20 protein-coding genes and 2 riboswitches are annotated in these 20,707 nt (G+C 65.9%); of the genes, 14 read left to right on the top strand and 6 right to left on the bottom strand.

Going from position 1 to position 20,707, the window contains the following annotated elements; translation table 11 throughout:
* Position 1: 1 nt before the first annotated feature.
* Positions 2-235: a hypothetical protein gene (locus AC6CHP_RS14410; protein ID WP_498230605.1), complete on the bottom strand. Its 234-nt coding sequence runs from the start codon at positions 233-235 to the stop codon at positions 2-4.
* Between the two features lie 225 nt (positions 236-460).
* Between AC6CHP_RS14410 and AC6CHP_RS14405 the strand changes: the two genes are divergently transcribed.
* Positions 461-844, top strand: a complete 384-nt coding sequence (locus tag AC6CHP_RS14405) for a cold-shock protein (RefSeq protein ID WP_066273868.1) — start codon at positions 461-463, stop codon at positions 842-844.
* Positions 845-850: 6 nt separating this feature from the next.
* Positions 851-1,483, top strand: coding sequence for a DUF3027 domain-containing protein (locus tag AC6CHP_RS14400; protein WP_498230603.1), 633 nt, complete (start codon positions 851-853; stop codon positions 1,481-1,483).
* A 156-nt stretch (positions 1,484-1,639) separates the two neighbouring features.
* Here AC6CHP_RS14400 and serC read toward each other — a convergent pair whose 3' ends face one another.
* Entirely contained in the window at positions 1,640-2,770 is a 1,131-nt protein-coding gene (serC, locus tag AC6CHP_RS14395; protein ID WP_377195392.1) for a phosphoserine transaminase, read from the bottom strand.
* Between the two features lie 280 nt (positions 2,771-3,050).
* Here serC and AC6CHP_RS14390 point away from each other — a divergent pair, with 280 nt between their 5' ends.
* The 10 genes from AC6CHP_RS14390 to AC6CHP_RS14345 all read left to right on the top strand — a co-directional run bounded on the left by AC6CHP_RS14390 (position 3,051) and on the right by AC6CHP_RS14345 (position 14,273).
* The gene (locus tag AC6CHP_RS14390) at positions 3,051-3,746 is read left to right on the top strand and encodes an iron-dependent transcriptional repressor DtxR (protein ID WP_104186160.1); all 696 of its coding nucleotides are present in this window, start codon (positions 3,051-3,053) and stop codon (positions 3,744-3,746) included.
* Positions 3,747-3,878: 132 nt separating this feature from the next.
* A riboswitch (cyclic di-AMP (ydaO/yuaA leader) is annotated at positions 3,879-4,095 on the top strand.
* A gap of 10 nt (positions 4,096-4,105) precedes the next feature.
* Positions 4,106-4,930, top strand: coding sequence for a M23 family metallopeptidase (locus AC6CHP_RS14385; RefSeq protein WP_188732353.1), 825 nt, complete (start codon positions 4,106-4,108; stop codon positions 4,928-4,930).
* Between the two features lie 136 nt (positions 4,931-5,066).
* Positions 5,067-5,240: riboswitch (cyclic di-AMP (ydaO/yuaA leader) on the top strand.
* 70 nt (positions 5,241-5,310) lie between these two features.
* A complete protein-coding gene (locus AC6CHP_RS14380; protein ID WP_498230601.1) occupies positions 5,311-6,006 on the top strand; it encodes a C40 family peptidase in 696 nt (231 codons plus the stop codon).
* A 157-nt stretch (positions 6,007-6,163) separates the two neighbouring features.
* Complete coding sequence (locus AC6CHP_RS14375; RefSeq protein WP_188732322.1) at positions 6,164-6,943, top strand: NlpC/P60 family protein; 780 nt, start codon at positions 6,164-6,166, stop codon at positions 6,941-6,943.
* Between the two features lie 273 nt (positions 6,944-7,216).
* The gene (locus tag AC6CHP_RS14370) at positions 7,217-7,717 is read left to right on the top strand and encodes an HNH endonuclease (RefSeq protein ID WP_066273874.1); all 501 of its coding nucleotides are present in this window, start codon (positions 7,217-7,219) and stop codon (positions 7,715-7,717) included.
* A gap of 40 nt (positions 7,718-7,757) precedes the next feature.
* Positions 7,758-8,402 carry a molybdenum cofactor guanylyltransferase gene (mobA, locus tag AC6CHP_RS14365; protein WP_498230598.1) on the top strand — a complete coding sequence of 215 codons (645 nt, stop codon included), beginning with the start codon at positions 7,758-7,760 and terminating at the stop codon, positions 8,400-8,402.
* A gap of 16 nt (positions 8,403-8,418) precedes the next feature.
* On the top strand, positions 8,419-8,712 hold the full coding sequence (locus tag AC6CHP_RS14360; protein ID WP_181038097.1) for a DUF6457 domain-containing protein: 294 nt from the start codon (positions 8,419-8,421) through the stop codon (positions 8,710-8,712).
* The gene (locus tag AC6CHP_RS14355) at positions 8,709-10,085 is read left to right on the top strand and encodes a molybdopterin molybdotransferase MoeA (protein WP_188732323.1); all 1,377 of its coding nucleotides are present in this window, start codon (positions 8,709-8,711) and stop codon (positions 10,083-10,085) included. Before AC6CHP_RS14360 ends, AC6CHP_RS14355 begins: the two co-directional genes overlap by 4 nt.
* Before the next feature lie 81 nt (positions 10,086-10,166).
* A complete protein-coding gene (gene fdhD, locus AC6CHP_RS14350) occupies positions 10,167-11,042 on the top strand; it encodes a formate dehydrogenase accessory sulfurtransferase FdhD (protein ID WP_188732324.1) in 876 nt (291 codons plus the stop codon).
* Positions 11,043-11,222: 180 nt separating this feature from the next.
* Entirely contained in the window at positions 11,223-14,273 is a 3,051-nt protein-coding gene (locus tag AC6CHP_RS14345; RefSeq protein ID WP_498230595.1) for an alpha-mannosidase, read from the top strand.
* A 247-nt stretch (positions 14,274-14,520) separates the two neighbouring features.
* Here the strand turns inward: AC6CHP_RS14345 and AC6CHP_RS14340 are convergent, their stop codons facing one another.
* Entirely contained in the window at positions 14,521-15,258 is a 738-nt protein-coding gene (locus AC6CHP_RS14340; RefSeq protein WP_188732326.1) for a hypothetical protein, read from the bottom strand.
* Positions 15,255-15,992 carry a hypothetical protein gene (locus tag AC6CHP_RS14335; protein ID WP_190614613.1) on the bottom strand — a complete coding sequence of 246 codons (738 nt, stop codon included), beginning with the start codon at positions 15,990-15,992 and terminating at the stop codon, positions 15,255-15,257. Before AC6CHP_RS14335 ends, AC6CHP_RS14340 begins: the two co-directional genes overlap by 4 nt.
* A 250-nt stretch (positions 15,993-16,242) precedes the next feature.
* Here AC6CHP_RS14335 and AC6CHP_RS14330 point away from each other — a divergent pair, with 250 nt between their 5' ends.
* Together AC6CHP_RS14330 and AC6CHP_RS14325 are read left to right on the top strand one after the other, a co-directional pair.
* Entirely contained in the window at positions 16,243-17,886 is a 1,644-nt protein-coding gene (locus AC6CHP_RS14330) for an ABC-F family ATP-binding cassette domain-containing protein (protein WP_498230593.1), read from the top strand.
* Positions 17,883-19,796, top strand: coding sequence for an ABC transporter ATP-binding protein (locus AC6CHP_RS14325; protein WP_498230591.1), 1,914 nt, complete (start codon positions 17,883-17,885; stop codon positions 19,794-19,796). The genes AC6CHP_RS14330 and AC6CHP_RS14325 overlap by 4 nt, the downstream gene beginning before the upstream one ends.
* On the opposite strand, the gene AC6CHP_RS14320 is transcribed toward AC6CHP_RS14325, so the two are convergent.
* Together AC6CHP_RS14320 and AC6CHP_RS14315 are read right to left on the bottom strand one after the other, a co-directional pair.
* Positions 19,793-20,212, bottom strand: a complete 420-nt coding sequence (locus AC6CHP_RS14320) for an NUDIX hydrolase (protein WP_377195387.1) — start codon at positions 20,210-20,212, stop codon at positions 19,793-19,795. The two genes, AC6CHP_RS14325 and AC6CHP_RS14320, sit on opposite strands and share 4 nt — an antisense overlap.
* A complete protein-coding gene (locus tag AC6CHP_RS14315) occupies positions 20,209-20,706 on the bottom strand; it encodes a DUF6314 family protein (protein WP_498230588.1) in 498 nt (165 codons plus the stop codon). Before AC6CHP_RS14315 ends, AC6CHP_RS14320 begins: the two co-directional genes overlap by 4 nt.
* Position 20,707 lies beyond the last annotated feature (1 nt).

Genomic DNA, 20,707 nt, shown 5'->3' with positions numbered 1-20,707 from the left:
GTTACCGCCGGTCCGGCTTTCCTGCCCGGCGCCGCCCGGCAACGCTGTCCAGAACCAGGAAAAGCATCAGGAGGAACGCGACCGGCAGGCCGTACAGCGCCGAGTACGTGACCCAGGCGGGGGCCACTGACCCGGCGAAGGCCAAGGCCATCACGGTGCCTACTGCCACAAGGGAGAGCACGGCGACAGCTGCGGCGAGGATCATCAGGGTGCGCCGGTAACGCGAGGGTGTCATGGACGCAACGCTACAGCTCCGGCACCCTCCGGCGTGAACGCTGCTGTACGGAGCCCCGGAATGCCTCCGCAAGGCACGTAAAAGCAGGAATAGGGCGGTGGGCAGGATAACCTTGGGGGATAGACCAACACGGCCTGCAGCCGCCATACCCTAAACCCGCACAGCAATGCGGATGCGGTGGCGGGCGGCCGTGTCAGAAGACGCTGAACGAAGAAGGTTGATTACGTGCCTACCGGCAAGGTCAAGTGGTATGACAAGGACAAGGGCTTTGGTTTCCTCGCGGGCGAGGACGGCCAGGAGGTATTCCTGCCCAAATCGTCGCTGCCCGAGGGCGTAACAGAGCTTAAGGCCGGCACCCGGGTTGAGTTCGGTGTTGCTGACGGCCGGAAGGGTGCCCAGGCGCTTGGCCTGCGCGTGCTGGACAAGACGCCTTCCATCGCCAAGGCAAAGCGGCCCAGTGCAAAGGACCTTGCCCCCCTTGTCCAGGATCTGGTGACTGTCCTGGACAACCTGTCCGGAACGCTCTCGGCAGGCAAGTACCCGGAAGGCAACAAGGGCAAGGCCATCGCCGCTGCCCTGCGTAAGGTTGCCGACGAGCTGGACGTTTAGGCACTGATGATCCCGGAAGCTGAACAGCCGGTCCCGGCCCCGCCGGAACAGGACAGCACGACGGCGGGTGGCGCGGCCGCTGCCGGCCCCGCCGCTGCGGGGGCGAAGGCTCCGTCCAAGCGCCGCGCGGGTGTCCCGGTATGGCGGACAGGGAAGCCGGATGCCTTCCTCGCCGCCGCCGTGGACGCGGCGCGTGCTGCTGTGGAGGAAATCACGCCCGCACAAACCGTTGGCCGCCATCTGGCGGCCAAAAGCGAAGGCGACCGCCTGGTGACGCACCTGTTTGAATCCAGGCTGCCTGGCTACCTGGGCTGGCAGTGGTACGCGGTGCTGACCCGCAACTCCCGCTCAAAGGTGGTCACCGTCAGCGAGCTCGGCCTGTTGCCGTCGGAAGATGCGATCCTCGCCCCGGAATGGGTGCCGTGGGCTGAACGCGTCCGGCCCGAGGATGAGCAGGACCAGGAGCCGGAGCAGGTCCGGGCAGGGGAACCGGAAGTCGGCGCGCAGGAAGCTGCGCCCGCGGAAGGCGAAGCCGATGACGACGGCCAGGATGCCGTATCAGAGCCCGCCGTCGACGCCCCCGGTGGTGCCTCTCTTCCGCCCGCTCAGCCCGCGGAAGACGATGCCGTCACGCCTTAAGGCAAGCTGCGCGCCAAGGAACGCTTCCCACGACATACACAAAGGCGCCGCCCGGAACTAACCCCGGGCGGCGCCGTCGTAAGTTAACGCTCTTTGCTTCTGGGTGCGCTGCTTTTGGGACCACGGAGCCGCAGCGCGGACTGCTGCTGGAGCCCGCTACTTGCGCAGCTTGCCCACCACGAAGTCGATGCTGGCCAGCAGCGCGGAAACGTCGTCCGGTTCGATGGCCACGAACGTGGCGATGCGCAGCTGGTTGCGGCCGAGCTTTCGGTAGGGCTCGGTGTCCACGACGCCGTTGGCCCGCAGCACCTTTGCCACCACGGCTGCGTCCACTGACTCGTCAAAGTCGATGGTGGCGATGACGTTGGAGCGCTCATCCGGGTTGGTGACGAACGGGGTGGCGAACTCGGAAGATTCCGCCCAGCCGTAGATGCGGCCGGCGGAATCCGCGGTGCGTGCGGAGGCAAAATCCAGGCCGCCGTTCGCGTTCAGCCACTGCACCTGGGCATCCAGGGTCACCAGGGTGGACAACGACGGTGTGTTGTACGTCTGGTTCAGCCGCGAGTTGTCGATTGCGGTCTGCAGGTCGAGGAAATCCGGGATCCAGCGGTCGGTCGCCTTGATGCGGGCCGCGCGGTCCAGGGCGGCGGGGGAGAACAGGCCCAGCCAGAGTCCGCCGTCGGAGGCGAAGTTTTTCTGCGGGGCGAAGTAGTAGACGTCGCTCTCCGCCACGTCCACGTCAAGGCCGCCGGCGGCTGATGTTGCGTCAACCAGCACCAGCGCGCCCTCGTCCGCACCTGCGACGCGTCTCACGGGGGCGGAGACGCCCGTGGAGGTCTCGTTCTGCGGCCATGCGTAGACATCAACGCCCGCTTCGGCCTGCGCGGCCGGGCGGGTACCTGGTTCGGACTTGATGATGGAGGAGGCAGCCAGGAAGGGCGCCTTGTTGGTGGCGGCCGCAAACTTGGACCCGAACTCACCGAACGAGAGGTGCTGGGCCTTCTGCTCCACCAGGCCGAAGCTGGCGATGTCCCAGAACGCAGTGGAACCGCCGACGCCGAGGACCACCTCATAGCCCTCGGGTGCCCGGAAGAACTGGCTGAGGCCCTCGCGCACCGACCCCACCAGGTTCTTTACCGGAGCCTGCCGGTGCGAGGTTCCCAGGATGGTTTTCGACGCAGCGGAAAGCGCGTCGATCTGCTCCTGCCGGACCTTTGACGGTCCGGCGCCGAACCGTCCGTCCTTGGGCAGGAGGTCGGCGGGAATAGTGATGCTGTTTTCGCTCACAGGTGCTCCAATTTCGGCGTGGACGCGGCTGGGGTCCGGACGGGTGGTTGCTTGGCGGACAGTCGGCTGTGACTGCAACTCCGGCCCTCCTCATTCTGCCTGAACCGGCGTTGGGGCGGGAACCGGCACCGTCATAGTCCAGACATTGAGACGGCCTGTTGTGACGGCCGCCAACTATTCGGACAAAGTCAAAATAGGCTAAGCTTTCCAACGGACTACGTCGCGCGGAAGGCGATACGGTGGGACAACGCAAGGTACTGCGCTCGAGGAGCTGAGCTGGATGACGGATCTGATCGACACTACGGAGATGTACCTTCGGACCATCTTGGAGCTTGAGGAAGAGAACATCGTGGCCCTCCGCGCCCGGATCGCCGAACGCCTGCGCCACTCAGGGCCCACGGTCTCCCAGACCATTGGCAGGATGGAGCGGGACGGCCTGGTGGTGGTCTCGGGCGACCGGCACCTCGAACTCACCGAAGTTGGCCGGAAGCGCGCTACCGAAGTGATGCGGAAGCACCGGCTGGCTGAGCGGCTGCTGGCAGACGTGATCGGCCTGGACTGGGCCTACGTCCATGACGAGGCCTGCCGCTGGGAGCACGTCATGAGCGAACGCGTGGAACGGCGCATCTACGAGCTGCTTGACCACCCAACGGAGTCCCCGTACGGCAACCCCATCCCCGGACTGGCTGCCCTCGGCGGCCAGGCATCACAGGGCTTCGCCGACGGGGCCATCAGCCTGCTGGAAGCAATGAAGTCCTATGGCCCGGCGTCCGAGGTAACCGTAAGCCGCCTGGCTGAGCCAATCCAGGTGGAACCGGAACTGCTGGTCCAGCTGGACGAGGGCGGAATCCGCCCCGGGGCCGCAGTCTCGCTGGAGCGGGTGGGAGACTACATTTCGGTCCGCGTGCCCGGCATAGAGGGCGCCCTGGAGCTGCCACCGGAAGTGGCGGCCCACGTCTTCGTTGCCATCCGGTAAACGTGCGTTCTACCCCGGTTGGGGCAGAAGAGGCAAAGATAACGGAATTGTTACTTTGGGACTTCTGGCCCTATAGTTAAAACCCAAGCGTAGATACTAAAGCGTTACCTGATCCGGAGCCGAGCTCTGCCAGCGGATCAGGTGCACGAGTCATTACTGGCAGAGGCGGGGGAACCACAACCGGCAGACGGGGGACTGCCTTGGGGTGAAGTCCGTCAGCAGCAAGCCTCTTCCAGCGTTGGATCCTTCCGGGGATACCTCTGTGCCGAGCTTGCCCAGGCGGACCGGGTCTGTGAACTCTCTGACCCGAATCCGACAGCTAACTTCGCAGGCTTTCCAGAGAGGAACCCTTCTTGTCCATGCAGACCCCCAAGGGGCGCCGCCGCGCGGCCGCCCCCGTTTCAACGCCGCGCGTTGTCGAGGTCATCACCACGGAACGCCCCCGCGATCCGCACCGTGATGCACGCCGCCGTCGAGGACCCTTCCGGCAAATCACGGAATTTGCCTCCGCCAGCGGGATCGGCCAGAAGGCCGGAATCGCGCTGGCCGCCACCGGGCTGGTGTTGACCGTGACCGTTCCGGCAACCAGCCCCGTCATGGCTACAGACAATGCCGGCAGCGTTACCCCGGTGGCAGCTTCGGCTGTCACTCCGCAGCCGCAGGTATCGGCCGAGGCCGGCGCACAGATCGACTTCAGCCGCTCTGCCGTGGTGACCCAGGCGGATCCCGACGGCAAACTGAAGCAGCTGCTCAGCGCGCAGTCCGCAGGTTCCGTGTCCCGCGCAGCATCTGCCGGAAGCCTCGGAGCCCCTTTGGCCGCGCTGTCCACTGCTTCCCCGTTCGGTTACCGGGTCAGCCCGATCACCGGCGGCTCTGGTGACTTCCACCGCGGCCAGGACTACGTGGCCCAGTGCGGCACCTCGGTCCTTGCAGCAGCCACCGGCACCGTGACGTTCGTGGGCTGGCACCAGTACGGTGGCGGAAACCGGGTTGTCGTGGACCACGGCAACGGCCTGGAAACCACGTACAACCACCTCTCCTCCTTCAGCGTCGCCGAGGGCCAGACGGTCTCCCGCGGCGATGTCCTGGCGCTCAGTGGCACCACAGGTGCTTCAACAGGCTGCCACCTCCACTTCGAGGTCCAGGTCAACGGCGAAGTCGTCGATCCCACCGGCTGGCTGTAGTCAAATGATGGTTCACTCTCGAATCATCGTGACCTGCCGTGACCTGAATGTGACATTCAACGAAAACTGCTGTACCGTCTAACTCGCGTCAACTTTTCCGAAGTTGACGCTCTTGTGCGGATTGCCTAGCTCTGCCACCGCTCAAGGTCCGTTCGCATTTCATCGTCTGGCAGGGGCGGGGGAACCAATTTTGGTCTTTGCTTCAGCGAAGGCCTTGGGGTTAAGTCGCAAAGCTTCCTTGGAAGCGGTGTGGCCGGGTGACTCCCATCCGAATCCGACAGCTCACCTCGCAGGCATTGGGAGAGGCTACCTTCGTGTCTTCACGCCATCATTCTGCGCGCCACCGTGCGCAATCGGTTCGTACCAACCCCTTGGACACCGTGTCCAAGGCTGTTAGTGCCAATGCCGGGACAGTAGGTCGCCAGGCTGCAGTTATCGCAGCCGCTTCCGGTCTCATCCTCAGCATGGGCCTGCCTGCCAACGCCGCGGACACCACCGCCGGCGTATCCGCTTCCACCGAGTCCGGGTCTGCCCAGTCTGCCCTCGCGGTGACCGCAGCACCCACCGCCACCGTCTCCTTCGAGCGTCCCGTGGTGAAGACCACCGCCGCTCCGAAGCCGGCACCGGTGCGGGCACAGTCGACCGAATCCGAGAGCCGGACTGCTTCCGGAACCCGGACGGCCTCCACCGCGTCGGCCCCCGAAGCTGCAGCTGAGAAGCAGGCCGAAACGGTTTCCTCGGCCTCTACCTCCGGCATTGCCGCACTGGCGTACACCGGCATCGGCCGTCCCTACGTCTGGGGCGGCACCACCCCCAACGGCTGGGACTGCTCCGGCTTCACCCAGTGGGTTTACGCCCAGGCTGGCGTCAGCATCCCGCGCGTCAACGCCTGGACGGCAATGACGCCTACCTCCACCCCGCAGCCGGGTGACCTGGTCATGCAGAACGGTGGCGCGCACGTAGGCATCTACGTCGGCAACGGCATGATGATCAGCGCGCTCAACCCCTCCCAGGGCACTCTGCTTCACTCGGTGGCCGCCACCGGAAGCTCCGCCTTCTTCACGATCAACAAATAGTTCTTGGGCCTTCGGGCCCAAGAACTATTTCTTTGCTCCACCACTTTCCACAAACACCACATCCCCGTTCGGGGCGTGCCGGCGTACCCCCAAGATGCCGGCACGCCCAAACCCCTTGGTGCCCACAACGGCCTGAGGAAAACGAAAGAGAGAACTGATGACTACTCGTGCCACCGCACGGCATCGCGCCGAAGTCACCAAGACCAACTCAATCGCCGTTATCGCCAAGGCTGTTGGCGGCAACGCCGGCGGCATGGGCCGCCAGGCAGCGGTTATTGCCGCTGCTTCGGGCCTGGTGCTGACCAGCGGCATCGCTGCAAACGCGGCTGACTCCAGCGTCCAGCGCGACTCCGCTCCGGCCACCCTGGAAGTTGAGTCCTCTGTCGAGGCGCCGATCTCCGCTGCTTCCACCATCGCCATCACCTTCGAGAAGCCGGCCGTCACCACCACGCCCGCGCCTGTTGTGGTTGTCGAGGAAGAGCCAGCTCCTGTTGAGGTCGAGGAAGCCGAGCCGGCTCCCGCCGTCGTCCAGCCTGCCGCAGCCCCCAAGGTGACCGCCAAGGTAACCACCGCCTCTGCACCCGCTGCAGCTCCTGCCGCTTCCGCCAGCGGCAAGGGCGCAGCCATCCTTTCCGCTGCGTACGCCCAGCTGGGCGTCACGCAGGACTGCACCATGCTGGTGACCAACTCCCTGGCCGCAGTGGGCATCAACTTCCACGACTGGCCTGCAGGGTACCTCTCCCTGGGCCGCACCGTAAGCGCCGCGGAAGCCCAGCCAGGCGACCTCATCTACTACGCAGATGGTGGCGCGGGCATGGCCCACATCGCTGTCTACGCCGGCAACGGCCAGGCTGTCCACGGTGGATACAACGGAAACCAGACCGTGGTGTTCAGCGCCAACGTTGGCTCCGGCCCTGTTTTCATCCGCGTGAACTAACGAGCCCCGCGTTAGCCGTTCCCTGGGGACGGCACGAAGAACCCCTGCCCCGCGGCAGGGGTTCTTCCATTTAAGTACGATGCCGGCGGAGTGCAGCCCGCAGCCACCCGGGGAACGCCCGCCAATGGACCCGACACGGCAGTTTTGGAAAACCGCAATTAGCTGATAATGCGCATCTATGTTTACTCTTGTGGTGTCGATCCATAGCCCGGACATGCCGAGGGCAGCCGGCCCTCGTGCCCCTGACGGGTGCGGCCGTGAAGAGGTACGTGCATGCGCACTCTCGTTCTGAATGCTGGATATGAACCGCTGGCGGTCATCACGTTCCGCCGGGCGCTGGTGCTTGTGCTCACAGGCAAAGCCAGCGTGGTTGCCGAGGGTGATGATCCCGTGGTGGGACCCCAGGAGATATTGGGCCGCCCGTCCGTTATCCTCCTGAACCGCTATATCCGTCCCAGATACAACCAGGCCACGGCTGTCAGCCGCCGCGGAGTGCTGAGGCGTGATGGCCACAGGTGCGCGTACTGCGGAAAAGCGGCCCACACCATCGACCATGTCCAGCCCAAGTCCCGCGGCGGTGCCGATTCCTGGGAGAACCTTGTGGCCGCCTGCCTTCGGTGCAACAATGTTAAGGGTGACCACACGCCGGCCGAGATGGGGTGGAAGCTGCGGTTCGTCCCGGAGCCCCCGCACGGAACCATCTGGCAGATCAAGGAACTCGAAAAGCCCACCCCCGCCTGGGACCCGTTCCTGCTGCCCGAGCGCGCCGCCTGACCCCACCCCGCACCATGCCCTTGGTGACTAGGCTGGGGGAGTGGAAGAGAACCGGTTGCCCTTCGATGCCCTCATCCTGGCCGGCGGGGGGTCGTCCCGGCTGGGCGGAGTGCCGAAGCAGGACCTTGTCTTCCACCACGCCACTCTCCTGCAGCGTGCGATTGACGCGTCCGCAGGAGCCTCCAGCATCGTGGTGGTGGGTCCCCGGCCGGAATCTTCCGCTGCCGGGCTGATCTGGTGCCGTGAAGAACCGGAGTTCGCGGGGCCGGCTGCAGCCATCGCGGCCGGACTGGAGGCTCTTGCACAGCACGGCACCAGCACAACGGAGTACACCCTTGTGCTGGCTTGCGATATGCCCCTGGTCCAGGACGCCGTGGCGGCACTGAAGGAGGCGCTGGTCCCGGGAGGGGGTGACGGCGTCGTGGCCCGTTCCGGTGACGGAACCCTCCAGCCGCTGGCCGGCATTTACCGCACGGCCGGGTTAATAAAATCAGCGGCGGAACTGTCGTCACGCGGTGCCTTAATCAACGGCTCCGTGCGCTCCCTCCTTGCTAGTCTGGAGGTGCAGCCTGTCACCGTCCCCGCAGGTTCCACGGCAGACGTGGACACGTGGGATGATGCCGCCGCACTAGGGATTGCCGCCGGGAACCAGGACAAGGGCCAGGACCGGCACAGCCGCAGTTAACTTGGGAGGCACGTTCGTGAAAAGTCAGGATGAAACGCTGGAGGAGTGGTGCAGGTCCCTGCTCCAGGCCTATGAGCTCGAGGACGTCCAGGTGGACGTCAACGCCATCCTTGCCCTGGCTGGTGTGGCCGCCCACTCTGTGGTCCGCCCGGCGGCACCGCTGACCACCTTTATCGCGGGTTATGCCGCTGGGCTGGCGTCGGGTTCCGGGCAGGCAACGAATGCCGCTTCCATGGAATCCGCGCTGGCCGTGGCCCGCACCCTGGCCGCCGACTACGATGCTGAAGCCGCCGGGACTCCCGGCGAATGACCAGCGACGCCCAGGAGGAACCGAGCAAACCCGAAGCTGACCAGCCCCGGCATCTCGACCACACATGGGACGAAGCCCGGCAGGCCGCTTTCGACGCCGCCCAGCCGATTCCCGCCGGGCCGGTTGCGCTGGAGCTTGCCCTCGGACGGAAACTGGACCAGGACATAGTGGCGCTGCAGGACATGCCCCACTATGCGTCATCGGCAATGGACGGCTGGGCGGTGAACGGCACCGGACCCTGGATCCTGGTTGAACCCGGTACGCCTCTTGCCCCGCACCAGGCCAGTCCCATCGCCACGGGGGGGCTCATCCCCCCGGGTGGCAAGTCGGTATTGCGCAGTGAAAGTGCCCGGCTGGACAAGGACGAGGACGGACTGCCCATCCTGATGACGGGCGGCACGGCCCGCCCCGGCGAGCCCCGCACCGGCCAGCACGTGCGGAAAGCGGGGGAGGAGGCTTCCGGGGGCGACGTCCTGGTCAAGGCAGGAGTGGTGCTCAACCCCGCACACCTGGCGCTGGCCGCCCTGGCTGGATATGACGAACTTGTGGTCCAGGGAAAGCCCCTGGTCCGGCTGCTGCTGACCGGCTCCGAAGTGGTTGGCCACGGCGTGCCCGTCCCCGGCCAGGTGCGGGACACCTTCGGCCCGCAACTGCCGGCAGTGGTGGGCATGCTGGGCGGGATCCCCGGCGGGCAGCAGAGGATCGGCGATTCCTATGCTGAGTGGCTGGGCGCGCTGGAGGACGTGGTCCCGGAGGTGCCGGGGGGGCCGGACCTGCCGGCCGACGTCGTCATCACCACTGGCGGGACAGGAAAATCCGGCACCGACCACCTTCGTCGGGCCGTAGCTGAGCTGGGAGGGCGGCTGATCATCGACGGCGTGGCCATGCGTCCGGGCCATCCGGCCGTCCTGGCCGAACTTCCGGACGGGCGATTCGTGCTGGGACTGCCGGGCAACCCGCTTGCCGCCATGATTGCGCTGTCCACGGTAGGGGCACCGCTCCTGGCGGCGCTGGGGCACGGCAAGATGCCGGCGGTCCAGGACGTGCCGTGCGGAACCACTCTCGAGCCGGAGCCGGGGCGCACCCGCCTTATGCCGTTCCGGCTGCTGTACGGGATGGCCTCCCCGGCCCAGCACACCGGCCCGGGCATGATGCGGGGGCTGGCCTCCGCTGACGGCGTTATGGTTGTTCCTCCCCACGGGGTGAAGCTCGGTGAGCTGGTGCCAGCCTTCGCCCTGCCCTGGGGGCAGCCCATCCCTGCGCCCCCTGGCCCCGATGCAAGGCCGAAGACGCGCAGCGCCGGACGGGCAGGCAGGACAGCTGCAAAGCCGGCCGCCACCGGTCCCGTGGACTGGAGCGAACTCCTTGGCTGACGAAGCCCGGGAGGGGCCGGCTGCGCTGGCGCCACCACGGGGCGGTTGCGATGATGGAACCATGAACAGGAACGGTGGGATATGGGACGTGTAACCCAGCGCCGCAAGGTGCACAAGTACGTGCTGGATGGCTCGCCGAATGCCCTCGAGTTCCCCGTCCGGTACCGGGAGGATGTCCTTGCGGTGGAGGAGCCGCTGGAAATACGGCTGGGCAGCATGTCCTACTCCGTCACGATGCGGACCCCCGGCCATGACTTCGACCTGGTGGCCGGGTTCCTGGTGGCCGAGGGCGTCATCTGGGATTCCGGGCAACTCGTCTCGCTGCGCTTCTGCGCAGGGGAAGACGAAAACGGCGTGCAGACCTTCAACGTGGTCGAGGCCCAGTTGCGGCCGGATGTAGAGGCTCCGTCCATAGGCCGGCACGTGTACACCTCCAGTTCGTGCGGCATTTGCGGCACTGATTCCATCGAATCCGTCAGCAAGTCCTCGCACTACAGTCCCGCCGCAGATCCCCTCAGCGTTTCCGCCGAGGTGCTTGCCTCGCTCCCGGACATCCTTCGGGAGTCCCAGCGCCTCTTCGACGACACCGGCGGCGTCCACGCTGCCGGGCTCTTCCGGATTGAGGACGACGGCGGCGCGAACCTTCTGTGCCTCCGGGAGGACGTGGGACGGCACAACGCCGTGGACAAGGTGGTGGGGTGGGCCCTGCGGGAGGGCCTGCTGCCCCTGAGCGGCACGGTCCTCCAGGTCTCGGGACGGGCATCGTTCGAGCTTGTCCAGAAGGCTGCGCTGGCCGGAATACCCGTCCTTGCTGCCGTGAGTGCGCCATCCAGCCTGGCGGTAGAGCTGGCCGAGGCCAGCGGCCTGACACTCGCCGGCTTCAGCAGGGGAACCAGCCTCAACATCTACGCAGGTGACGGGAGGATACGGCGGCCGGTGGCAGCTGCGCCGTCGTAGGCCAATCCAACCGGTCCGCCAATCCGGCCACCATCGATCCAGCCGGGCAGCTGGCCCGGGAACAGTCCGGAACAGCCGGGCAAACGGTTTCGAAAGGGTTGGTAAAAGACTTACCAGCGGGTAGATTTATCCATCGAATGGACACGAGGATCCAGTCCCAAGCGCTAAAGAGGGCACACATTGCATGACGACCGCCGGATCACTGAAGTGCGCCTGCACAGGTTCGTGCGGGAGCGCATCACCCCTGCGGTCTACAGCCGGACCCTTCCCCTCACGCTGAGCAGCTGGGATGCCCCGGATGAACCCGTCCCCGCGCTGGAAGCCATGCGGCAAAAATTCCAGCCGCAGGAACACGGCGCACTGTGGGGAAAGCCTTGGGGCACCAAGTGGCTCCGTCTCCAGGGGGAAGTTCCCGAATCATGGGGCACGGAACCGGACACCACCGTTGAAGTGCTGGTGGACCTTGGGTTCACCGTTGAAATACCCGGGTTTCAGTGCGAGGGCATCGCGTGGCGCCCGGACGGCACCATCATCAAGGCGGTCTCGCCCCGGAACCAGTACATCCCGCTGAAACTCTTGGGTGGCGGCATGGCGGTGGACTTCTACGTTGAAGCTGCGGCGAATCCGGACGTCGCCCAGGGCTGGACGTTCGCCCCCACGCCCTACGGGGACAAGTCAACGGCCGGGGCAGCACCGCAGTACAGGCTGGGAAGCATTGTCATTGCCGAGATGAACCAGAACGTCTGGGAACTGCAGCAGGATATCTCGACCCTCGCAGGCCTCATGGCGGTACTTCCCCTGGAACTGCCCAGGCGGCACGAGATCCTCAGGGCCCTCGAGCGCATGATGGACATCATGGATCCGGACGATGTAGCCGGAACCGCTGCCGCAGGACGAGAAGTGCTCGCGGACGTACTTGCCCGGCCGGCGTATGCCTCTGCGCACCAGCTGGTAGCCACCGGCCATGCCCACATCGATTCCGCCTGGCTCTGGCCGGTTCGGGAGACTGTCAGGAAATGCGCCCGGACGTTTTCCAACGTCGTGGCGCTGATGGACGAGAACCCGGACTTTGTGTTTTCCTGCTCCTCGGCCCAGCAGTTCGCCTGGATCAAGGAGTTCTACCCCGAACTCTTCGGCCGCATCCGCGAGAAAATCCGTGCCGGCCAGTTCGTTCCGGTCGGCGGGATGTGGGTTGAATCGGACACCAATATGCCTGGCGGTGAGGCAATGGCGCGGCAGTTCGTGGAGGGCAAGGGCTTCTTCCTCGCGGAGTTCGGTGTCGACTGCCACGAGGCCTGGCTGCCGGATTCGTTTGGATACTCCGCTGCGCTGCCGCAGATCGTCAAGTCCGCAGGCAGCCGCTGGTTCCTGACCCAGAAAATCTCCTGGAATCAGGTCAACAGGATGCCGCACCACACCTTCAACTGGGAGGGCATCGACGGCACCCGGCTCTTTACCCACTTCCCGCCTGTGGACACCTACAACTCGGAGCTGAGCGGACGCGAACTTGCCCACGCGGAGCGGAACTACCGCGACCACGGCCACGGCACCGTGTCGCTGGTGCCGTTTGGCTATGGCGACGGCGGCGGCGGACCCACACGGGAAATGCTGGCGGCTGCCGCACGCGCCGCGGACCTGGAAGGTTCCCCAAAGGTCCGGATCGGCTCTGCGGAAAGCTTTTTTGCGCAGGCCGAGGCTGACTACCCGGTCCTGCCCGTCTGGGTGGGCGAGATGTACCTCGAGCTGCACCGCGGAACCTATACCAGCCAGGCCAGGACCAAGAAGGGTAACCGCCGCAGTGAGCACCTGCTGAGGGAGGCAGAATTGTGGTGCGCAACGGCTGCTGTGCGGACCGGCGGAAGTTTCGCCTACCCGGCTGCGGAACTCAAGCGCTTGTGGCGGCTGGTCCTCCTGCAGCAGTTCCACGACATTCTTCCCGGCAGCTCCATCGCCTGGGTCCACCACGATGCCGAGCGAAATTACCAGGCGGTCAGTGATGCCCTTGAGGCCATCATCGGCGGGGCTGCCGCCGCCGTGCTGGGCAGCGGTGACCGGGTATTCCTGCTGAACGCTGCGCCGCATGCCCGGGACGGCGTGCCTGCACTGGCTGCAGGCGAGCCGGCCGCAGCGGAGGGTGTGGTCCAGGCCCACCCCGAGAATGGGGGCTTTGTCCTGGACAACGGCGTCATCCGCGCCGTCCTGGACACGGAAGGGCTTCTCGCCTCGCTGGTGGATTACGCCAGTGGCCGGGAAGCGATTGCTCCCGGCCAGCGGGGAAACCTCCTTGAGCTGCACCGCGACACTCCCAACGAGTGGGACGCCTGGGACATCGACGAGTTCTATCGGCGCAACGTCACGCCGCTCACCCGGGCCGCTTCCGTCCGGCTGGTTCACGAAGATGCAGACGCCGTCGTGCTGGTGGAGCGGCTGGCTGGCGCTTCCACCATTACCCAACGGATCGCACTTGCGCCCGGGAGCGCGTCCCTCTCCATCACCACCTCGGTGGACTGGCAGGAACGCGAGAAACTGCTGAAGCTCGGCTTCGCGCTGGACGTGCGGGCTGACAGGTCGGCTGCCGAGACACAGTTTGGCCACGTGTTCCGGCCCACCCACACGAATACGTCGTGGGAGACGGCAAAGTTCGAGATTTGTGCGCATCGCTGGATCCATGTGGCGGAGCCGGGGTATGGCGTGGCGATTTCCAACTCCTCCACCTACGGCCACGACGTGGCACGGAACATCAGGGATGACGACGGCGGCACCACCACGACGGTGCGCCTGTCACTGTTGCGCGCTCCCAAGTTCCCCGATCCGGAGGCGGACCGCGGGCTGCATGAGCTGACCGTCACCATCCGTCCGGGGGCGGATATTGGCGGCGCAGTGGAGGAGGGCTACCGGACCAACCTTGTTCCCCGGTTGGTCCGCGGCGGTTCCCCGGTGGAACCGCTGTTCTCTGTGACGAACCCTGCCCTGGTGATTGAAGCCGTTAAGCTGGCCGAGGACGGGTCCGGGGACGTGGTTGTCCGCCTCTACGAGTCCTTGGGCCAGCGGTCTGCAGGAAAACTGACCGCCAACTTTCCCGTGCAGGGCGTCACACCGGTCGATTTGTTGGAGCGTCCGCTCGAGGCCCCAGGTGTGAACGTCAGCGCTGACGGAGCGGAACTTGGCCTGCGGCCTTTCCAGTTGGTGACCCTGCGGTTCGCCTGCTCGGCCGCGGCTCTCACCAGCTAACTAAACCGGAGCGTGGGCCGGGAACTTCGGGCTGCTCACGTTTGCCATGATCGGCCAAAACGGGCTTTAACCAGGCTGAGTGGGGGCGGTCCCCAACGGCCGCCACCACTCATCCCCCCAATAGGTGTGAAGGCCCCCGGAGCGGCCAACGCTTTGGAATTTATCCCCGTTCGAAAACGACCTGCGCTCCACCTTCACACAATCATGATTGTTTCACATTCTAATGAATTTGTGAAAGCCAGCATGGTTACTTTTCGGTATATGTCCTCTTGGCAGGCGAGGTCCGGCTGCTTCGTACCCTTGCAGCCCATATCAGCGCCAGGCCAAGGACGAAGCACAGCACGGCCGTGTAGTTGATGACGAACTCCGCCGCACCCCACTCCGGAGGCACCGCGGGAAAGAGCAGTGTCAGGGCGATAGCTACTCCGCCTGTTGCGAGGAGCGCGGCAGCGACCCGCACCAGCAACGGCAGGCGGCTTCGGACAGCGCGGACCATGGCAGGCAGCAGCACCAAGGATATGTACGCGGGATAAGCCCGTCCGGCTGCTCCGTAGTATTCAACAAGAACAAAGTTCCGTTCGCTCTTTTCTGACACAGCTGCAAGGCCTGCCGAGGAACCCACTGTATCCATCATGAAGAACAGGACCATCAACGCAAGGGAGATGACCAGCAGCACAACCATGCCCGCTTTACCCGTGATGAGCCGGTACGCGCTGTCGGCGCCGAACCCGCGGGTGACCCGGATCCCGACAAAATAGATGGCTGCGAAGATGATGAAGCGCAGCAGCAGGTTGGCCAGGTTGATGCCGCCCAGGGCCTGGTCGATGGCTACGTAGGGCGCCTCGATGCTCAGGAGGATGGCGACGGTCATCAGTCCGAAGATGAAGAACAGCGACCTGTTCTCTCCCCGGATGGCGCTGGGCACCCGGGCAGCAGCGATGAGTCCGCAGGTGGCAAGCGTGGACCACTGAAGAATTTCGATCATCCCAGGTTCTCCCAGATCTTTTCCGTTTGTGCCTGATCCTGCTCCTGGCGTCGCAGCACCTTGCCCAATGCCTGCAGCCTGTCGCCCGCCAAGGCGGTGAGGTCGCCGTCGGACAGGCTGTCAAGGGCGGCCTGCCGCGCACCCGGCGGCCAGCCCGCTTCCTCTTCGGTGATCAGGCCGGTGGCCACCAGGCCGCCGGCCGGTCCAACGCCGGCAGCAAGGGCGGTGGCAAGCGCCAGCTCCGGTGACAGCCGGTTGGCGGTCAGCTGTGCTGAGTAGTTCTGGGGAGCCACTCCGGTGGCTGCGGAAACTCGGTGCCGGACTTCGCCGTCGTCGATCGCGTCAACCCAGTTCTTAACCGAGGTGGCGTGCGGGGCGGCGGAAAGAGGCGGGGACGCAGTCCCGGAGGTGCCGGCGGGCTCCATCGCCGGACGGGCAAGGACAGCGCGCAGGATGTCGGGGGTGGAGACCTGGCTGACAAGTTCGCAACGGGTGGGCGGAACCTGGGGACCGGCCAGGTCCTGGTAGGCCTCGAAGGTGGCCAGTGCCGAGAGTGGGTTCACGTTGTAGGCGCGGCTGATGCTGACCACAGTGCTGACTGAGACTTTTCCACGGACCAGCTGCTGGGCCAGGGTGGTCCGCTTGATCCCTGAGATCCTGCAGACGTCGGCCGTGCTGGCGTCGGGCGCAATGCCTTGTAGCCAGCGCTGGAACGCCTTGGCGGGGAGGGTCATGGACGGCTCTCTGCAGAACGGATGGTGTGTCGATTTTAGCGTGCCGCATCCTGGCGGTTTTACCCCTGCTGCCGTTTCGACTATGCTTGATGGTCGAGCCCGTTGGTCCGTACACCCCCCAAGTCCGGACCAGCGGGCTCTTTCATGTCCTGCTGCCCGGACTCCTTCCTCCCGGGTAAATGTCAGGGCCCTGCCAGCCAGTGTTCGGGCAGGAAACCCGCTGCGGACGCAGTGGCGAAAGGACAGAACCATGACGGCAACCCTCGTAGCTAAGGACGTGTCCGGCGGCCACGACCACCGGCAGCTTTTCTCCGGGCTCTCCCTGACAGTGGCCCCCGGGGACGTGGTGGGCGTGGTGGGTGCCAACGGAGCCGGCAAATCCACGCTGCTGCGGCTCCTCGCCGGCGTGGACCAGCCGCAGCAAGGTTCCGTCAGCCTCGCCCCCGCCGACGCCTTCGTTGGCTGGCTTCCCCAGGAGCACGAACGCGTGCAGGGTGAAACAGTGGCAGGCTACATTGCCCGCCGCACCGGCTGTGCCCAGGCCACCGCCGAGATGGAATCCACCGCCGAGGCCCTTGGCAGCGGCGCGCCCGGAGCGGACGACGCCTATGCGCTGGCCTTCGACAGGTGGATGGCCTCCGGTGCTGCCGACCTTGATGACCGGCTTCCCGCTGTCCTGGCGGACCTTGGGCTGGAGACCGGTCCGGATGCGGCCATGACCGGCCTTTCCGGCGGGCAGGCAGCGCGGGTGGCGCTGGCGGCGCTGCTGCTGAGCCGGTTCGACGTGGTGCTGCTTGACGAGCCCACCAACGATCTTGACCTCGAAGGACTCGCCAAGCTGGAGGACTTTGTCACAGGCCTGCGCGGCGGCGTGGTGCTGGTAAGCCACGACCGCGAGTTCCTTGCGCGCTGCGTCACCACTGTGGTGGAACTGGACCTGGCGCAGAACGCCGTGGCCGTGTACGACGGCGGCTACGACGCCTTCCTGGAGGAACGGTCCGTTGCCAGGCGGCACGCACGGGAGAAGTACGAGGAATTTGCGGCCACCAAGGCCGACCTGGTGTCCCGGGCGCGCACCCAGCGCGAATGGAGTTCCCAAGGCGTCCGGAACGCCATGAAGAAGAGTCCGGACAATGACAAGATCCGCCGCGCAGCCAGCACGGAATCCTCTGAGAAACAGGCCCAAAAGGTGCGGCAGATGGAATCGCGGATCTCACGGCTTGACGTGGTGGAGGAGCCGCGGAAGGAATGGCAGCTGCAGTTCTCGATCGGAAAAGCGCCGCGCTCCAGCTCGGTGGTGGCAACCCTCCGCGACGCCGTGGTGCGGCAGGGTGGCTTTACCCTGGGGCCCGTCAACCTGCAGCTCAACGCCGGCGAACGCATCGGCATCACGGGGCCCAACGGCGCCGGCAAGTCCACCCTGCTGCGCCTGCTGCTGGGCGGCGTCCAGCCTGACTCAGGCAGTGCCGCGATGGGTGCTTCCGTGGCCATCGGCGAGATCGACCAGGCCCGCGGACTGCTCGCGGGCAACCTGACCCTGGCCGACGCCGTGGAGGCAGTCCTCGTGGACCTGAACCCGGCCGAGGTCCGCACACTCCTGGCGAAGTTCGGACTCAAAGCCGACCATACGTCCCGGACTGTGGAGTCCCTGTCACCTGGCGAACGGACCCGTGCGGCTTTGGCCCTCCTGCAGGCCAGGGGAGTGAACCTCCTTGTGCTGGACGAGCCCACCAACCACTTGGACCTTCCAGCCATCGAACAGCTCGAAGAAGCCCTGGAAGGTTACGACGGCGCACTGCTGCTGGTCACCCATGACCGCAGGCTGCTGGAAAACGTACGGCTGGATGTACGTTGGAATGTGGATAACGGAACCGTAGAGGAGCAGCAGCCATGAGCATGGAAGGGGTGGCCTGGAGCTCCCTGTACAAGATCACCCGGTCGACGAGCGGTTCCCAACCCTTCTCGAAGGCCACGCTGAAGCGTGTCCTGGGTTTTGCCCGCCCGCACCGCGGCAAGCTGATTGCCTTCGTTGCCCTGTCCGTGGTGATGGCGTTCCTCGCCGTGGCCACGCCTGTCCTCGCCGGACAGGTGGTGGACGCCATCGTGGCCAAGGCCGCCGTCGAGGAAGTGGTCCGGCTCGCCGTGCTGATCGCCGTCGTAGCTGTGGCAGAGGCAGGACTGGGGCTGGTAAGCCGCTGGCTTTCCTCCACCATTGGCGAGGGCGTGATTGTGGACCTGCGCACCCGGGTCTTCGACCATGTCCAGAAGATGCCGATTGCTTTCTTCACCCGTACCCGTACGGGGGCGCTGGTCAGTAGGCTGAACAATGACGTGATCGGTGCCCAGTCCGCGTTCGCCGGCACCCTGTCCGGCGTGGTCAGCAACGTGGTCGCCCTGATCCTGACCCTTATCGTGATGCTGGGAACCTCCTGGCAGGTGACGGTCCTGGCGATGATCCTGCTGCCGGTCTTCCTCATCCCCGCCCGGCGCATGGGCTCCAAACTCGCGGACCTGCGGCGCGAAGCGGCGGAACACAATGCCGCCATGGGCACGCAGATGACCGAGCGCTTCTCCGCCCCCGGTGCCACCCTGGTCAAGCTCTTCGGGCGCCCCGACGAGGAATCCCGGGAATTCGCCGTCCGCGCAGGACGCGTCCGTGACATCGGAGTCCGGACCGCCATGCTGCAGTTCACCTTCGTCACGGCCCTGACCCTCGTCTCTGCGCTCGCGCTCGCGCTGGTCTACGGAATGGGCGGCTGGCTGGCGATCACCGGCCAGCTGGCTGCGGGCGACGTCGTTGTGCTGGCGCTGCTGCTCACCAGGCTGTACGCCCCGCTCACGGCGCTCTCCAACGCGCGGGTAGAGATCATGAGTGCCCTTGTCAGCTTTGAACGCGTCTTTGAAATCCTGGACCTCAAACCGCTCATCCAGCAGAAGCCGGACGCCGTAACCGTTCCTGCAGGCCCGGTGGCCGTGGAGTTCGACGACGTCCGGTTCGCCTACCCCTCGGCAGACAAAGTCTCGCTGGCTTCCCTGGAGGAGGTGTCCACGCTGGACACCCGGGGCGGGGAAGAAGTGCTGCACGGCATCAGCTTCCGCGTGGAACCGGGACAAACCGTGGCACTGGTGGGCTCCTCCGGCGCCGGCAAATCAACCATTGCGCAGTTGCTGTCCCGGCTCTACGACGTGGACTCCGGCGCAGTGAGGCTGGGCGGCAGCATTCCCGGAACCGGCGTGGACCTGCGGGACGTCACCTTCGACTCGCTCCGGGACACACTGGGCATGGTGACCCAGGACGGCCACCTCTTCCACGAAACCATCGCCTCGAACCTGCGGCTTGCCCGCCCGGACGCCACCGAGGCCGACATGTGGGAGGTCATCCGGCAGGCCCGGCTGGAGTCCATGATCCGGTCACTCCCGGACGGGCTGGACACCGTGGTGGGGGAGCGCGGCTACCGGCTTTCCGGCGGTGAACGCCAGCGGCTCACCATCGCCCGCTTGCTGATCGCCCAGCCCCGGGTGGTCATCCTCGATGAGGCAACGGCGGCGCTCGACTCCACCAACGAAGCTGCCGTGCAGGCTGCCCTGGGGGCGGCACTCGAGGGGCGCACCGCCGTCGTGATTGCGCACCGCCTCTCCACCGTCCGCGCCGCGGACGCCATCCTGGTGGTGGAGGACGGCCGGATTGTGGAACGCGGGACCCACACCGAACTCCTCGCTGCCGAGGGGCGGTACGCCGAGCTCTACCGCACGCAGTTCAACGAGGCCACCGCTGTTGCCCAGGAAGCAGTTCCCGAGCTCTAGGCCTGCCTGTCCGCGCTCCCGGACCTTGCCAGCTCCGGGAGGATGTGGTCCGTCAGCAGCGGGGCAAGGTCCCGGGTGGGTTCGGCGCCCAGTGTCAGCCACCTGATCTCGGCGATTTCCGCGGAAGGGTGGGCCTCCCACACTCCGGGGGCCATAAAAACTGTTGCCTCAATGTCCGTGGCGGCCTCATTCGCGGCATCGGCGATCCACACCCCCATCAGCTGCAGTTCCCGGGGATCGAGGACGATGCCCACTTCTTCCGCGAGTTCCCGTGCTGCCGCCTGGACGGCTGTCTCTCCGGCCTCGGGCTTGCCGCCGGGATGCATGAACATGGCCGTGCCGCGTTTCCTCACGGTCAGGAGCCGGCCAGCCTTGTCGAAGACGCAGACGGCCGAGACCACAATGCGGTTTTTCATACTGCGGGCCCCTGCCTGCGCACCAGGTGTGACGTCAGCAGCAGGTCCTTGCGGGGGCCCTGGACGTCCCAGGTGTAGCTGAACCTGTCCCTGCCCCCATAGACGTAGGCAACGCGGTAGGTATCGGGATCGCACCAGTGACGGTCAAGGTTGGACTCCGGAGTGAAGCTCATCCGGTGGAAAGGCCGGCCGTCAGGAAAGAACACATCCAGGGCATCCGGGCCCCCGGCAGGCCGCAGCAGGTACTCGCGGGAGGCAGGCCCCGTGAAGGCGGGCCAGCGCATGGTGCCTTCCTCACGGAAGGCCAGGCCGCCGTCGTCCGTGGGGACAAAATGCACGACGCCGGAGAAGGTTCCGCGGGTGCCATCCGCGCGGTCCAACAGGTCCCGCTGGACCGTCCACTGCCCGGCGCTGGCAGCGTCCGCGGTGGGGCCGGGTGGGGCGGGGCCGAGGAGGTAGGCGCGGAGCGCGAACTCCGGGGGAGGAAAATTCAAG

The sequence above is a fragment of the Pseudarthrobacter sp. GQ63 genome (genome assembly GCF_059758765.1).
This window is presented reverse-complemented; position numbering and strand designations above follow the sequence as displayed.

Excerpts from the sequence above, each read along its gene's own strand:
- AC6CHP_RS14410 (WP_498230605.1), bottom strand. The coding sequence starts at position 235 with ATGACACCCTCGCGTTACCGGCGCACCCTGATGATCCTCGCCGCAGCT.
- AC6CHP_RS14400 (WP_498230603.1), top strand. The coding sequence starts at position 851 with ATGATCCCGGAAGCTGAACAGCCGGTCCCGGCCCCGCCGGAACAGGAC.
- AC6CHP_RS14390 (WP_104186160.1), top strand. The coding sequence starts at position 3,051 with ATGACGGATCTGATCGACACTACGGAGATGTACCTTCGGACCATCTTG.
- AC6CHP_RS14385 (WP_188732353.1), top strand. The coding sequence starts at position 4,106 with ATGCAGACCCCCAAGGGGCGCCGCCGCGCGGCCGCCCCCGTTTCAACG.
- AC6CHP_RS14375 (WP_188732322.1), top strand. The coding sequence starts at position 6,164 with ATGACTACTCGTGCCACCGCACGGCATCGCGCCGAAGTCACCAAGACC.
- AC6CHP_RS14370 (WP_066273874.1), top strand. The coding sequence starts at position 7,217 with ATGCGCACTCTCGTTCTGAATGCTGGATATGAACCGCTGGCGGTCATC.
- AC6CHP_RS14355 (WP_188732323.1), top strand. The coding sequence starts at position 8,709 with ATGACCAGCGACGCCCAGGAGGAACCGAGCAAACCCGAAGCTGACCAG.
- fdhD (WP_188732324.1), top strand. The coding sequence starts at position 10,167 with ATGGGACGTGTAACCCAGCGCCGCAAGGTGCACAAGTACGTGCTGGAT.
- AC6CHP_RS14340 (WP_188732326.1), bottom strand. The coding sequence starts at position 15,258 with ATGATCGAAATTCTTCAGTGGTCCACGCTTGCCACCTGCGGACTCATC.
- AC6CHP_RS14335 (WP_190614613.1), bottom strand. The coding sequence starts at position 15,992 with ATGACCCTCCCCGCCAAGGCGTTCCAGCGCTGGCTACAAGGCATTGCG.
- AC6CHP_RS14330 (WP_498230593.1), top strand. The coding sequence starts at position 16,243 with ATGACGGCAACCCTCGTAGCTAAGGACGTGTCCGGCGGCCACGACCAC.
- AC6CHP_RS14325 (WP_498230591.1), top strand. The coding sequence starts at position 17,883 with ATGAGCATGGAAGGGGTGGCCTGGAGCTCCCTGTACAAGATCACCCGG.
- AC6CHP_RS14320 (WP_377195387.1), bottom strand. The coding sequence starts at position 20,212 with ATGAAAAACCGCATTGTGGTCTCGGCCGTCTGCGTCTTCGACAAGGCT.